The organism is Amycolatopsis sp. NPDC051061, from assembly GCF_040682935.1.
Taxonomy (GTDB): domain Bacteria; phylum Actinomycetota; class Actinomycetes; order Mycobacteriales; family Pseudonocardiaceae; genus Amycolatopsis.
This window is the reverse complement of record NZ_JBFBBZ010000060.1, coordinates 22,715-35,248: the sequence shown is the minus strand read 5'-3', so window position 1 is coordinate 35,248 and position 12,534 is coordinate 22,715. Positions and strand designations below refer to the sequence as shown.

The window sequence follows — 12,534 nt, the reverse complement described above, 5'->3', positions numbered from 1 at the left end:
CTGCGGGATGCCTGAGTACGTGATCCTGGTCCACCCGTCCGCCAATCGGGTCTACGCCGCCTCCGCCCCCGCGCTGCTGCGCGCCGAGCTGGCGGTGTTCGGCGCGGCGCTGTCGGCCGAGCTGTCCGGGATCGAAGAGGTCGAGCTCGGCGGCGTCGGCTACGTGCGCTTCACGAGTTCGGCCGCCTTGGGCGAGCCCGACCTCGCGCTGCTGTCGAACCTGTCGTCGCTGTACGCGCTGTTCGAGCTGGGTGACGGCGTCCTGCGCCCGGTCACCGTGACGCCGCTGGCGAAGGCCGACTCCGACCTGCTGACCATCCAGAAGTACGCCGGCAAGACCAACGAGTCGTTCACGAAGCTGCTGCTGAACGTCACGCTGCTGGCGACGGCGGACGCCTTCTCGGACCGGCCGAAGTACCTGCTCGACCCGCTGTGCGGCCGCGGCACCACGCTCAACCAGGCGATCATGTACGGCCTGCACGCGACCGGCCTGGACGTCGACGCCAAGGACTTCGAGGCCTACGAGGCGTTCATCAAGACGTGGCTGCGGAACAAGCGCGTCAAGCACACCGCCGACTCGGGACAGCTGCGGCGCAACAAGGTCCGCCTCGGGCGCCGGCTCGACATCGAGTACGCGCTGGACAAGGAAGCCTACAAAACCGGCGACACCCGCAAGCTCACCTACTTCCAGGCCGACACGCTGACGACCGACGAGGTGCTGCGGGCGAACTCGTGCGACGTGATCGTCACCGACGCGCCGTACGGCGTCCAGCACGGCAGCCACCGCGAAGCCGGTCTGCAGCGCAGCCCGCGCGACCTGCTCGCGGCGGCCGTCCCGGTGTGGACGCGGGTGCTGCGGACCGGCGGGGCGCTCGGCATCTCGTGGAACACCACCGTGCTGCCGCGCGAAGAACTCGTCGAGGTGCTGCGGAGGGCCGGGCTCGACGTCCGCGAAGGCGGGCCGTGGGCGGAGTTCGTCCACCGGGTCGACCAGGCCATCCTGCGTGACCTGGTCGTCGCGGTGAAGCCCCCGTCTTGAGCCGATACAGCCCGAGTCGACAAAGCGCTATTGGGTGAGCTCGCCCTTCACCGGCGCCTGCCCGTTCTCCTCCGGCGCTCCGGTCGGAGCCGGCGGCGGCGTGGTCAGGCCGCGCTTCACCGAGTCCAAGATGGACAGTCCCTGGCCGACGAGGCCCGCGGCCATCTCGCCGAGACCGTCGGCGCCGTTGAGGATGTTGACGTTCGCGCCGGCCAGGCCGCGCCCGGCTTCCTTGACGATCTGCGGCAGCTGGTCGATGAGCATCCGGTCGAGCGCGACCCGGTTGTTCGACGCCGCCGCTTCCGCCTGCACGCGCATCTTCTCCGCGTCGGCCAGCGCCAGGATCCGGATCCGCTCGGCCTCCGCGTCGGCCGGCTTGATCACCTCGGCGACCAGCTGCTGCTGCCGCAGCTCGGCCTCGCGCTGGGCCAGCTCGGTGCGAGCGTCGATGACCTCCTGCTGGGCCTTCGCCTGCGCGAGCGGCCCCGCCTGGGCGGCCTCGGCCTGCGCCGCGTCGACCTCGGCGCGGTACTGCGCCTGCACGATCGACGTCTGCCGGGCGTACTCCGCCTGCGTCCGCTGCGACTCCTGCTCGGCCTCGGCCGCCACCCGGTTCGCCACGGCCTGCGCGATCTGGGCGTCCCGCTGGATCGCGGCGTTGTGCGGCGCGGCCATCGCGGCGATGTAGCCGAGCTTCATGTCGTCGATCGACTGGATCTGCAGCGCGTCGACCGACAGGCCGATCTTCGCCATCTCCACCGCCGAGCCGTCCAGCACCTCGGTCGCGAGCTTCTGCCGCTCGGTGATGATCTCCTCGACCGTCATCGACCCGATGATCGAGCGCAGGTGCCCGGAGAAGATCCGGCCGGTGAGCACGGACATCTGGTCCTGGTCGGAGAGAAAGCGCTGACCGGCGTTGACGATGCTCTCGGTGTCGTTGCCGACCTTGAACGCGATCACCGCCCGCACGGTCAGGGCGATGGCCTGCTTCGTCACGCACACTTCGGTCACTTCGGCCTCACACATGGAAAGCGTGAGGAACCGGACTTTCCGGAACACCGGCATGACAAACGCGCCGTGTCCCGTGACCACCCGGAACGGCGACGCGCCCTTGCTGCTCTTGCCGCCCGAAATCAACATCGCCTCGTTGGGGGCCGGCACGCGATAACCGAACATCGACTGTCCTTCCGCGAGCACTAGGAAGAGGGTTCCGAAACGTCCCACGCCACGACGTCGACCGTGCGCCGTCCCCGGGCTTCGACGACCAGGACGGTCGTCCCCTTCGGCAGCTCCGTGTCGGACCAGGCCAGGAAGGTTTCCAACCCGCCCCGGATCCTGATCAGCACCTCCCCGGGCCCCCGCTGCCCGCGGGTGCCGACCAGGAGGACTCCGGTCCGGCCGGCCGGCGAAAGGTCGGAGTGCACGGGTGCCCGACCTCCCTCGGTGACCGCCTCGGTGCGGGTGAGCCCCGCTGTTCCCCATTGTGCTCCCGGTGGACGCGGGCGGCAGCCACTGTGAGGTTCCGATCAGGAGGCAACCACTCGGGTCTCTCGCGCGTGGTGAAGATGCCCGGCTTGGCTATACTCCGGAGCGTGACGGTCGAGCAACGCCCCCTGCGCGCGGACGCCCGGCGCAACCGGGAGGCACTGGTCGCGGCCGCGCGGGAGGTGTTCGGCGCCAAGGGCGTCGACGCCCCGCTCGACGAGATCGCGCGCCGCGCCGAGGTCGCGATCGGCACGCTCTACAACCGGTTCCCGACGCGGGCGGACCTCGTCGAGGCCGCGTTCCTGCCGACGCTCGAAGAAGCGCAGGCGGCGGCCGAAGACGCGCTCGCGTGCGAAGACCCGTGGGACGGCTTCGTGCTGTTCCTCGAGCGGTCGGTCCTGATGCAGGTGGGTGACCGCGGCTTCACCCAGGTGTGCACGCGCGCGTTCGACCAGGCATCGGGACTGGAGAAGGCCAAGCAGGCCAACGCTTCCCGGATCCACCGGATCATCGGACGCGCTCAGGAGGCGGGCGCGCTGCGGCCGGACTTCCGCGGTGAAGACCTGGCGATCGTGTTCGCCGCGGCGACGGCGACCCCCGACTGGCGGCGCGCGCTCGGCATCGTCCTCGACGGGCTGCGCGCGCGATGACCTGGCTCGCGGACACGCGCACGTCGTACGACACGGTGGCGGAAAGCTACGCGGAATTCGTGACGGACGCCCTCGAGAAGCACCCGCACATGCGCGCGGCGCTGACGCTGTTCGCGGCGGAGGTCGACGGGCCGGCGGTGGACGTCGGCTGCGGCCCGGGGAACTTCACGGCCTACCTGGGTTCACTGGGCGTCGAGGCGATCGGCATCGACCTGTCGCCGGCGATGATCGACCTCGCGCGCCGGGCGCATCCAGGACCGCGGTTCGAGGTCGGCTCGATGACGGACCTGCCGCTGCCCGACGCGTCGACGGCGGGCGTACTGGCGTTCTGGTCGCTGATCCACGTCCCGGACGACGACGTCCCGGTGGCCCTCGGGCACTTCCGGCGCGTGCTGCGGCCGGGCGGGCTGCTGGTGATCGGCTACCACGTCGGCGCGGGGACCCGGCTGAAGACCGAAGGCTACGGCGGGCACCCGATGCGCGTCCACGTCCACCTCCGGCAGCCGTGGTGGCTGGCGAAGCGGGTGCGGGCGGCGGGATTCACGATCGAGGCGGAGTGGGCGCTCAACCCGGAAAACCAGGTGTCGCAGGCAATCCTGTTCGCGCGCGCGTCAGCTTAGCCGCTGCCCCACGAACTTCAGGACGTCCGGCAGGATCCCGCGCCAGTACTCGTCCTCGTGCTTGCCCGGCGAAAACTTCGACACCGCCGGATTCACGGCCTTCACCAGCTTGCGATCCGCGCCCAGGAACGGATCCGCGTCGCCGCACCAGACGCCGAGCTGCCCGGCGCGCAGCTCTCCCGTGTGCAGCAACGGTTCCTCCGCGCGCCAGTTGTCCTCGTCGGAGAACACCTTGCGGCTGCGGGCGTCCGGCCAGCTGACGAACAGCGCCGCGCTCGCCGTGGCGACCGCCTTCAGGTCCGGGTGCGCTCGAGCGAAGCGCAAAGCGCCGAAGCCGCCCATGGAAATGCCGAACACCGCCGAGGCCGGACGCAGGTCGCGGGCCGCCAGCCACCCCGGCACTTCCTCGGTGAGCATGCGCTGCGGGTCGTCGCCGGAACCGACGTCGACCCAGTAGTGGTCGCCGTCGACCGCGGCCACCGCGAACGGCGATGTGCCGGCGCGCACGGCCGCCGTCAACGCCGCGGGGACGCCCAGTTCTAGGAAGGTTCGCGCGCGGGCGCCGCGGCCGTGCAGGGCCAGGCACACCGGCAGGCCCGACGACGGGACACCCTCGGGCGTGATCAGGACCAGGTCGACGTCCGTGCCGCGGGCGGCCGAGGGCATGCGCTGGACCGTCACCGGGTCGCGCAGCGGGGACGGGCCGGTCGGCACCGGCACCGCGGGCGGGCCGGGCGGCGGCCCGGACGGCGTCGACGAGCAGCCCGCCAGCAGCGCCAGGGCGCTGCCGGCGAGCAAGCCGCGGCGGGAGAGCACGGGTCAGCCCCGGCTCTCCTCCTCCGCGAACTCGTCGGCTTCGGCGTCTTCGGTGTCTTCGCGAGGCGCCTTGTACGGGTCGGCGTCGCCGGCGTGCTGGGCGCCGGCCGAGCGACGCGCGACCTCCGCGTCGGCCTCACGGGCCTTCGCGAGCAGGTCTTCGATCCGCTTCGACTCCTCGGGGATCGTGTCGGCGATGAACGTCAGGGTCGGCGTGTAGCGGACCCCGGTGCCCTGCCCGACCTTGGTGCGCAGCACCCCGCGCGCCGATTCGAGCGCGGCGGCCGCACCGGCGAAGTCCGGGGGGACGTCCAGCTTCTCGCCGAGCACCGTGTAGTACACCGTGGCGTCGTGCAGGTCGCCGGTAACCTTCGTGTCCGTGATGGTCACGTAGTCCAGCCGGGGGTCCTTGACCTCGTGCTCGATCGCGGACGCCACGATCTGCGAGATCCGCTTGGCGAGCTTGCGAGCCCGAGCCGGATCAGCCATGTCTTTCTCCTAGTCTTCTGGACCGAGCAGCCGGCGGCGTGCGGTGAGTAGCTCGAACTCCGGCCGGCTCGCCACGTACCGCTCACACGAGTCGAGCACGTCACGGACGTGCTCGCCACCTTCGGCGACCACGGCCACCCCGATGAGGGTCCGGCGGTGCAGGTCGGTGTGACCGGCTTCGGCCACCGACACGGCGAAGCGCTTGCGCACCTCCGCCAGCACCGGACGGACCACGGATCGCTTCTGCTTCAACGAATGGACGTCGCCGAGCAGGATGTCGAGCTCGAGGGCTCCGACGAACATAGGCAAGTCGGGTGGTGTCGTAGGGATGGGAAACGAGCCCCGGGTGTGCGGTCGAAACCGCACACCCGGGGACACATGCCTTACGCTCGCGGCTTCTCGCGCTGCTCGTACGTCTCGATCTGGTCGCCGACCTTGAGGTCGCCGTACGAACCGAGCGTCAAACCGCACTCGTAACCCTCGCGGACCTCGACCACGTCGTCCTTGAACCGCCGCAGCGAGCTGACCGGCAGGTTCTCCGCGACGACAGTGCCGTCGCGCAGCAGCCGGGCCCGCGCGTTGCGCCGGATCTCGCCGGACATGACCAGGCAACCCGCGATCGTGCCGATCTTGGAGGACTTGAAGACCTCGCGAACCTCCGCGCGGCCCAGCTCGACCTCTTCGTACTCCGGCTTGAGCATGCCCTTGAGGGCCTGCTCGATCTCGTCGATCGCCTGGTAGATGACCGTGTAGTACCGGACGTCGACGCCCTCGCGGGTGGCCCGCTCGGTCGCCTTGCCCTGGGCGCGGACGTTGAACCCGAGGACGATCGCGTCGGACGCGGTCGCCAGGTCGATGTCCGACTCGGTCACGCCACCAACACCGCGGTGGACCACGTTCAGCTCGACCTCGTCGCCGACGTCCAGCTGGAGCAGCGAGGCTTCGAGGGCCTCGACGGTGCCCGAGTTGTCACCCTTGATGATCAGGTTGAGGCTGTTCGTCTCCTTCAAGGCGGAGTCGAGGTCCTCGAGGCTGACCCGCTTGCGGCGCGACGCGTTGAGCGCGTTGCGCGTACGAGCGGCGCGGCGCTCGGCGATCTGCCGGGCGACGCGGTCCTCGTCGACCACCAGGAAGGTGTCGCCCGCACCCGGCACCGAGGTGAACCCGATGACCTGGACGGGACGCGACGGCAGCGCCTCGGTGACGTCGACGTTGTGCTCGTCGACCATCCGGCGGACGCGGCCGTAGGCGTCACCCGCCACGACCGAGTCGCCGACGCGCAGCGTGCCGCGCTGGACCAGGACGGTGGCCACCGGACCGCGGCCGCGGTCGAGGTGAGCCTCGATCGCGACACCCTGGGCCTCCATGTCCGGGTTGGCCCGGAGGTCCAGAGCGGCGTCGGCGGTCAGCAGGATCGCCTCGAGCAGGCCGTCGATGTTGATGTTCTGCCGCGCGGAGATCTCGACGAACATCGTGTCGCCGCCGTACTCCTCGGCGACCAGGCCGTACTCGGTCAGCTGCTGCCGGATCTTGTCCGGGTTCGCGCCTTCCTTGTCGATCTTGTTGATCGCGACCACGATCGGGGCCCTGGCGGCCTGCGCGTGGTTGATCGCCTCGACCGTCTGCGGCATCACACCGTCGTCGGCCGCCACCACGATCACCGCGATGTCGGTCGAGTTCGCACCACGGGCACGCATGGCGGTGAACGCTTCGTGACCCGGGGTGTCGATGAAGGTCACGAGGCGCGGGTTGCCCTCGAGCTCGGTCTCGATCTGGTAGGCGCCGATGTGCTGGGTGATGCCACCGGCTTCGCCCTCGCGCACCTTCGTCTTGCGGATCGTGTCGAGCAGGCGGGTCTTACCGTGGTCGACGTGACCCATGATGGTCACGACCGGCGGCCGGATCTGCAGGTCTTCTTCGCCACCGGCGTCGTCGCCGTAGGTGATGTCGAAGGTGCCCAGCAGCTCGCGGTCCTCCTCCTCGGGGCTGACGACCTGAACCGTGTAGTTCATTTCGCCGCCGAGCAGCTCGAGGATGTCGTCCGACACGGACTGCGTCGCGGTGACCATCTCGCCGAGGTGGAAGAGCACCTGCACCAGCGAAGCCGGGTTGGCGTCGATCTTCTCGGCGAAGTCGGTCAGCGAAGCACCCCGCGGCAGCCGGATCGTCTCGCCCTGCCCCTTGGGCAAGCGGACGCCGCCGACGCTGGGCGCCTGCATGTTGTCCATGTATTCCTGGCGCTTCTGCCGCTTCGACTTGCGACCCTTGCGCGAGGGACCACCCGGGCGCCCGAAGGCACCCGCGGTGCCGCCACGGCCACCGGGGCCACCACGGCCACCGCCGCCGCCGCGGAAACCGCCGCCGCCGGCCGGGGCACCGGTGCCGCCACCCGGGCGGAAGCCGCCACCGCCACCGCCGCCACCGCCACCGGGGCCGCCGCGGAAGCCACCGCCACCGCCGCCGCCACCGGGACCGCCGCGGAAGCCGCCGCCACCGCCACCGCCGCCGGGGCCACCACGGGCTCCGCCACCGGGGCCGCCACGGGCGCCGCCACCCGGACCACCGCGGGCGCCGCCACCGGGACCGGCGGGACGCTGCGTGCGGCCCGGCATCATGCCGGGGTTCGGCCGCGGGGGCATGTTGCCCGGGCTCGGCCGGTTGCCACCGGCGCCACCACCGGGACGCGGGGCCGGACGGTCACCGCCGCCACCGGTCCCACCGGGACGCGGCGGGCGGTTGTCGCCGCCCTGGCCGCCACCCGGGCGCGGGCCCTGCGGACGCGGCGGGGCGCCGGAACCGACGCCGAACGGGTTGTTGCCGACCCGCGGGGTACGCGGACCGGGCTTCGGGCCGCCGGGCTTGGGGCCCTGCGGCTTCGGCGGGACGACCGAACCGGTGTTGCCCGAGGGCGCGGCCGGGGTCTCCTGCTTGGGTGCGGCGGGCGGGACCTGCTCCTGGGGAGCGGGCGCGGCCGGCTGCTGACGCGGGCCGGGCCGCGGGCCGGGACCCGTGGGGCGGGCATCCGGTGCGGCGGCCGGCTTCGAAGCCGGTGCCTGCTGCTGCGGGGCCGCCGCGGGGGCGGCCTTCGCCGCGGGCGCCTGCTGTTGGGGAGCGGGCGACGCGGGCTTGGGCGCGGGAGCGCCCGGCTTGGCGGCCGGGGGCCCGGGGCGCGCCGACGGGCCGGGGGTCGGTGCGGGCTTCTTGGCGCCCTTGGGCGCGTACGCGTCGCGGAGACGGCGGGCGACGGGCGCCTCGACCGTGGACGACGCGGACTTCACGAACTCGCCCTGTTCCTTCAACTTGGCGAGAACGTCCTTGCTGGTGATGCCGAGCTCCTTAGCGAGCTCGTGTACGCGGGCCTTGCCTGGCACAGCTCTCCTCATCTAGGGGAGGCCAGGCGGGAACCCGCTGACCTCGTCCTTATTGTCTGACGCTCATGGCTTCAGCTTCACGGCTGACTCATGACGGGTCGACCTGCTTCCTTCGTTCCTCCCGAAGCCGGGGACGTCCCGGCTTCGTGGTGCTTAGTGCGCTCGACGTGCTCACGGACCTCCTGGACGTCGAGCGCTCCCGGAGCCCGCAGGGCCCTCGGGAAAGCTCGCCGCCGTTCGGCCTTGGCCAGGCAGTCCGGGTCGGGGTGCAACCAGGCTCCCCTACCGGGGAGCCGACGACGTCCGTCGACGACCACCCGTCCGGCCACCGCGACCACGCGCGACAGCTCACCGATCAAGGCCCGCCGCTTGCAGCCGACACAAGTCCGCACCGGGGATTCTCGGTGGGGCTGGTGCTCGGCTACCCGCCGCGGGCTTCGAACCACTCCTGAGTCTAGCGCTTCGACATTCACTCAGCCGAACCGGTTGTCGCGGCGGGCCGCGACGGACTGGCGTGGTCTTGATCACCCTCGTCGTCGACCGGTGCGGCGTCGCTGCGGATGTCGATCCGCCAGCCGGTCAGACGGGCGGCGAGGCGGGCGTTCTGGCCCTCCTTGCCGATCGCCAGCGACAGCTGGAAGTCCGGCACCACGACACGGGCGGTCTTCGCCCGCTCGTCCACCACTCGTACGGAAACAACCTTCGCCGGGGACAGGGCATTCCCCACGAACCGGCCCGGGTCCTCCGAGTAGTCGATGATGTCGATCTTCTCACCGGCCAGCTCGCTCATCACGTTGCGCACGCGCGCGCCGACCGGGCCGATGCAGGCGCCCTTCGCGTTGACGCCCGCCACGGTCGACTTCACGGCGATCTTGGTGCGGTGTCCCGGCTCGCGCGCGATGGCGGCGATCTCGACCGTGCCGTCGGCGATCTCCGGGACCTCCAGCGCGAACAGCTTGCGCACGAGGTTGGGGTGCGAGCGCGAGAGCGTGATCTGCGGGCCGCGGTTGCCGCGCGAGACGGTGACCACGTAGGCCTTGATCCGGCTGCCGTGCTCGTACGACTCCCCGGCCACCTGCTCCGCCGAGGGCAGCACGCCCTCGGTGTCCCCCACCTGGACCACGACCATGCCGCGGGCGTTGGCGCGGGCGTCGCGCTGGATCACGCCGGCGACGATCTCGCCCTCCTTGGTGGAGAACTCACCGAAGGTCTTTTCGTGCTCGGCGTCGCGCAGCCGCTGCAGGATGACCTGGCGGGCGGTGGTGGCGGCGATCCGGCCGAACCCCTCGGGGGTGTCGTCCCACTCTTCGTCGACCTGGCCGTCGTGGGTCAGCGTGTGCGCGAGCACGCGCACCAGGCCCGTCTTGCGGTCGATGTCGACGCGGGCGTGCGACTGGTGGCCCTCGGTGTGCTTGTACGCGGTCAGCAAGGCCGTCTCGATGGCCTCGATCACCGTTTCGAAGGGGATGTCCTTGTCCCGTTCGATCGCCCGCAGCGCGGCGATGTCGACGTTCACTTCGACCCCTTCTCCGTCTCGGCGGCGATCATGCCGGACGCGTCGTCTTCGAGCAGTTTCAGGTCCTCGGCGGGCGGCTGCTTGAACTCGATCTCCACGACCGCCTTCGCCACGTCGGCGTAGCGGACGTCGCGGATCTTGCCGCCTTCGAGGACGCGGGCGGCGTCCTCGCCCGTGTGACCGACCCGGCCGATGAAGGGCGCGCCTTCGACCGGCGAGATCTTCACCAGGTGGAGCCGCGCGCGCCGCCAGTGCCGCGGCTGGGTGAGCGGGCGGTCGAGGCCCGGCGAGGTGACCTCCAGCGTGTACGCGCTCGCGAGCACGTGCTCGTTTTCGTCGAGCGCCGCCGCGACCTTGCGGCTGACCTCGGCGACCTCGTCCAGCCCGACACCGTCGTCGGAGTCGACGACGACCTTGACCAGCTGCCGCCGACCGGCCTGCTGCACCTCGAACGAATCGAGGTCGAAACCCGCGGCGGTGACGGCTTCGGCCACTATCGGCTGAAGCCGGCTGGCGAGTTCTCCTGGCACGTGGGGCTCTCCTCGGTTGCGCGGGTGGTGGTGGACCAGCTTATCCGGTCGCCCGCTCGGCCCGCGCGAGCGGCGGGGGCGACCCGGGGCCTGGCAGGATGGGCCGACGTGACCGGAAGACCGACCGACCTGACCCGTCGTGCCGCCCTCCGCGCGGGGGCGCTGGCCGCGCTGGCCGTCCCCCTGGCCGCGTGCGGGCCCGGCTACGACGAGAGCCCCGACCCCCTGCAACCGCTGCTGGCCGCCGCCGAGGCGGACGCCACCGCCGCGCGGGCGCTGGCCAAGGGCGAGAACGCCGACGCCGCCGGCCAGCTCGCCGACGCGCGCGCGGCCCACGCGGCCGCGCTGAAGTCCGAAGTGGACCGCCTGAACCGGCCTCGGGCATCGTCGTCGCCGGCGCCCCCGGCACCGGCCGCCTTGGGCGATCTCAAGGAGCGGCTGGCGACGGCGCGCAAGCAGGCCGAAGACCTCGTCGGCGGGCTGCCCCGCTACCGAGCCGGGCTGGTCGCGGCGGTGGCGGCGGGCTGCGCGGCGCTGCAGCGCACGGCCCCGGCGCTGGGCCCCGGCGAGGACGCCCCCGCGTTCACCGGGCCGGCCGGTGCCGTGCCCGCGGAGGCGGTGGACCCGCTGCAGACGGCGCTCGCGGCCGAGCACGCCGCCGTGTGGGTGTACGGGCTGGTCAGCGCGTTCCTGCCGGCCGACTTCGCCGAGGGCGAGAAGGCGGGGACGGCCGAGCACGCGGTGCGTCGCGACCTGCTGCAGACGATGCTGTCCTCGTCGGGGGCGACGCCTGTCGCGCCCGAAGCGGCGTACGTGCCGAAGGCGCCGGTGACGGACGCGAAGTCGGCTTCGCTGGTGGTGGCGACGGCCGAGGCCGACTGCGCGTCGGCGTGGCTGGCGGTGGTGAACCACACCGACGACGCCGCCCTGCGCACGACGGCACTGCACGCGCTGGTGGCGGCTTCGCGGCGCGGGACGCCTTGGCGGTCGGAGGCGGGCGAGAAGCCGGTCGCGATCGCCATGCCGGGTCAGGCGAGCTGAGCCTCTCCCGGCCGAAGCAAGCGCCCCAAGGCGGCCTTGGGTGCGTTCACCGCACCGAAGGCCACCTTGGGTGCGTTCAACGCACCGAAGGCCACCTCGGGGCGCTCGGGGCCGCTCGGGGGCGCTCGGGGGCGCTCGGGGCGCGTGGGGTTGGCGGGCGCGGCGAGCGTCGCGAATGGGTCATTCGCGGCGCGGGGTGTCCCGAATGGGTCATTCGCGACCTTCGCCGGCCGCCGAACCGGGTCGCGGGTTCGCTGAGCCGTCCCGAACGTGGTGAACGACTCGTTCAGGTCGTCAGGCGACCTGAACGGGTCGTTCACCGCATCGCTGCCGGGGCACCCGGCCGGGCGAGGCGGACCTCAGCCCTTGAGGTCGGCCGACAGCCGCAGCGCGTCGTCCGCGATCTTCTCGATCAACGCCTTGTCCTTGTGCTTCGCGTAGAAGTCGGCCAGTACGATCGTCGTGTTCGTGCCGTCCACCTTCGACGCGTACGCCGCGTCCGCGCCGCTCACGCTCGGGACGCCCGGGCCGGCGAACGTCTTGTCCTTCACCAGGTCCGTCACGTTGCCGGTCTCGTCCTGCTCGGTCAGCGTCTTGAGCGCCTTGGCCTTCGTCGAGTCCGGCATCCCCACCAGCACCACCGACACCAGGGCCTTCGCGCCGCCCGACTCCGTCGTGTACAGCGCGCGCACCAGCGACTGACACTCGTTGTCCTGGAAGAAGTCGCGCGTCTTGCCGTAGGACTTCGGGGCGCACTCGTTGGACTTCGCCGGCCCGGCGACCAGCGTGAACTGGTACTGCCCGGTGTTCTGGGCCGGCGGCTGCGCGACCGGCTCGCCGGACGTCGAGTCGTGCCGGATCAGGAACCACAGCAGCCCGGAGACGACAGCGATCGCGACCAGCCCGGCGCCCCTGAGCAGCAGGGAGCGGGTGTCGCGAGCCGGCGGTCCCGGCACCGGCGGGCGGGGCTGCGGGGG

Annotated in this window: 14 protein-coding genes; 4 read left to right on the top strand and 10 right to left on the bottom strand. The window is 71.9% G+C overall.

Features of this window, described 5'->3' with window-relative positions:
• Window positions 1–7: 7 nt before the first annotated feature.
• Window positions 8–1,039 (top strand): SAM-dependent methyltransferase, encoded by a 1,032-nt coding sequence (locus tag AB0N03_RS45170; RefSeq protein WP_364386392.1) that lies wholly within the window; start codon window positions 8–10, stop codon window positions 1,037–1,039.
• Window positions 1,040–1,066: 27 nt separating this feature from the next.
• On the opposite strand, the gene AB0N03_RS45165 is transcribed toward AB0N03_RS45170, so the two are convergent.
• Both AB0N03_RS45165 and AB0N03_RS45160 read right to left on the bottom strand, forming a co-directional pair.
• Window positions 1,067–2,215: an SPFH domain-containing protein gene (locus AB0N03_RS45165; RefSeq protein ID WP_364386390.1), complete on the bottom strand. Its 1,149-nt coding sequence runs from the start codon at window positions 2,213–2,215 to the stop codon at window positions 1,067–1,069.
• Between the two features lie 20 nt (window positions 2,216–2,235).
• Complete coding sequence (locus tag AB0N03_RS45160; RefSeq protein WP_364386388.1) at window positions 2,236–2,463, bottom strand: hypothetical protein; 228 nt, start codon at window positions 2,461–2,463, stop codon at window positions 2,236–2,238.
• A gap of 168 nt (window positions 2,464–2,631) precedes the next feature.
• Here AB0N03_RS45160 and AB0N03_RS45155 point away from each other — a divergent pair, with 168 nt between their 5' ends.
• Complete coding sequence (locus tag AB0N03_RS45155; RefSeq protein ID WP_364386386.1) at window positions 2,632–3,174, top strand: helix-turn-helix domain-containing protein; 543 nt, start codon at window positions 2,632–2,634, stop codon at window positions 3,172–3,174.
• Window positions 3,171–3,794 (top strand): class I SAM-dependent methyltransferase, encoded by a 624-nt coding sequence (locus AB0N03_RS45150; RefSeq protein WP_364386384.1) that lies wholly within the window; start codon window positions 3,171–3,173, stop codon window positions 3,792–3,794. Before AB0N03_RS45155 ends, AB0N03_RS45150 begins: the two co-directional genes overlap by 4 nt.
• On the opposite strand, the gene AB0N03_RS45145 is transcribed toward AB0N03_RS45150, so the two are convergent.
• The 7 genes from AB0N03_RS45145 to rimP all read right to left on the bottom strand — a co-directional run bounded on the left by AB0N03_RS45145 (window position 3,786) and on the right by rimP (window position 10,516).
• On the bottom strand, window positions 3,786–4,610 hold the full coding sequence (locus AB0N03_RS45145) for an alpha/beta hydrolase-fold protein (protein WP_364386382.1): 825 nt from the start codon (window positions 4,608–4,610) through the stop codon (window positions 3,786–3,788). The two genes, AB0N03_RS45150 and AB0N03_RS45145, sit on opposite strands and share 9 nt — an antisense overlap.
• Window positions 4,611–4,613: 3 nt before the next feature.
• A complete protein-coding gene (gene rbfA, locus AB0N03_RS45140; protein WP_364386380.1) occupies window positions 4,614–5,099 on the bottom strand; it encodes a 30S ribosome-binding factor RbfA in 486 nt (161 codons plus the stop codon).
• A 9-nt stretch (window positions 5,100–5,108) separates the two neighbouring features.
• A complete protein-coding gene (locus AB0N03_RS45135) occupies window positions 5,109–5,402 on the bottom strand; it encodes a DUF503 domain-containing protein (protein ID WP_155545954.1) in 294 nt (97 codons plus the stop codon).
• Between the two features lie 80 nt (window positions 5,403–5,482).
• Window positions 5,483–8,470 carry a translation initiation factor IF-2 gene (gene infB / locus AB0N03_RS45130; RefSeq protein ID WP_364386378.1) on the bottom strand — a complete coding sequence of 996 codons (2,988 nt, stop codon included), beginning with the start codon at window positions 8,468–8,470 and terminating at the stop codon, window positions 5,483–5,485.
• A gap of 77 nt (window positions 8,471–8,547) precedes the next feature.
• Complete coding sequence (locus tag AB0N03_RS45125) at window positions 8,548–8,799, bottom strand: YlxR family protein (RefSeq protein WP_364386430.1); 252 nt, start codon at window positions 8,797–8,799, stop codon at window positions 8,548–8,550.
• A 140-nt stretch (window positions 8,800–8,939) separates the two neighbouring features.
• Entirely contained in the window at window positions 8,940–9,986 is a 1,047-nt protein-coding gene (gene nusA / locus AB0N03_RS45120; RefSeq protein ID WP_364386376.1) for a transcription termination factor NusA, read from the bottom strand.
• The gene (gene rimP / locus AB0N03_RS45115) at window positions 9,983–10,516 is read right to left on the bottom strand and encodes a ribosome maturation factor RimP (protein WP_364386374.1); all 534 of its coding nucleotides are present in this window, start codon (window positions 10,514–10,516) and stop codon (window positions 9,983–9,985) included. The genes nusA and rimP overlap by 4 nt, the downstream gene beginning before the upstream one ends.
• A gap of 108 nt (window positions 10,517–10,624) precedes the next feature.
• On the opposite strand from rimP, the gene AB0N03_RS45110 reads away from it, so the two are divergent.
• The gene (locus AB0N03_RS45110) at window positions 10,625–11,557 is read left to right on the top strand and encodes a ferritin-like domain-containing protein (RefSeq protein WP_364386372.1); all 933 of its coding nucleotides are present in this window, start codon (window positions 10,625–10,627) and stop codon (window positions 11,555–11,557) included.
• A gap of 359 nt (window positions 11,558–11,916) precedes the next feature.
• Here AB0N03_RS45110 and AB0N03_RS45105 read toward each other — a convergent pair whose 3' ends face one another.
• Entirely contained in the window at window positions 11,917–12,513 is a 597-nt protein-coding gene (locus AB0N03_RS45105; RefSeq protein WP_364386428.1) for a hypothetical protein, read from the bottom strand.
• Between the last annotated feature and the right edge of the window lie 21 nt (window positions 12,514–12,534).

Excerpts from the sequence above, each read along its gene's own strand:
- AB0N03_RS45170 (WP_364386392.1), top strand. The coding sequence starts at position 8 with ATGCCTGAGTACGTGATCCTGGTCCACCCGTCCGCCAATCGGGTCTAC.
- AB0N03_RS45165 (WP_364386390.1), bottom strand. The coding sequence starts at position 2,215 with ATGTTCGGTTATCGCGTGCCGGCCCCCAACGAGGCGATGTTGATTTCG.
- AB0N03_RS45150 (WP_364386384.1), top strand. The coding sequence starts at position 3,171 with ATGACCTGGCTCGCGGACACGCGCACGTCGTACGACACGGTGGCGGAA.
- rbfA (WP_364386380.1), bottom strand. The coding sequence starts at position 5,099 with ATGGCTGATCCGGCTCGGGCTCGCAAGCTCGCCAAGCGGATCTCGCAG.
- AB0N03_RS45135 (WP_155545954.1), bottom strand. The coding sequence starts at position 5,402 with ATGTTCGTCGGAGCCCTCGAGCTCGACATCCTGCTCGGCGACGTCCAT.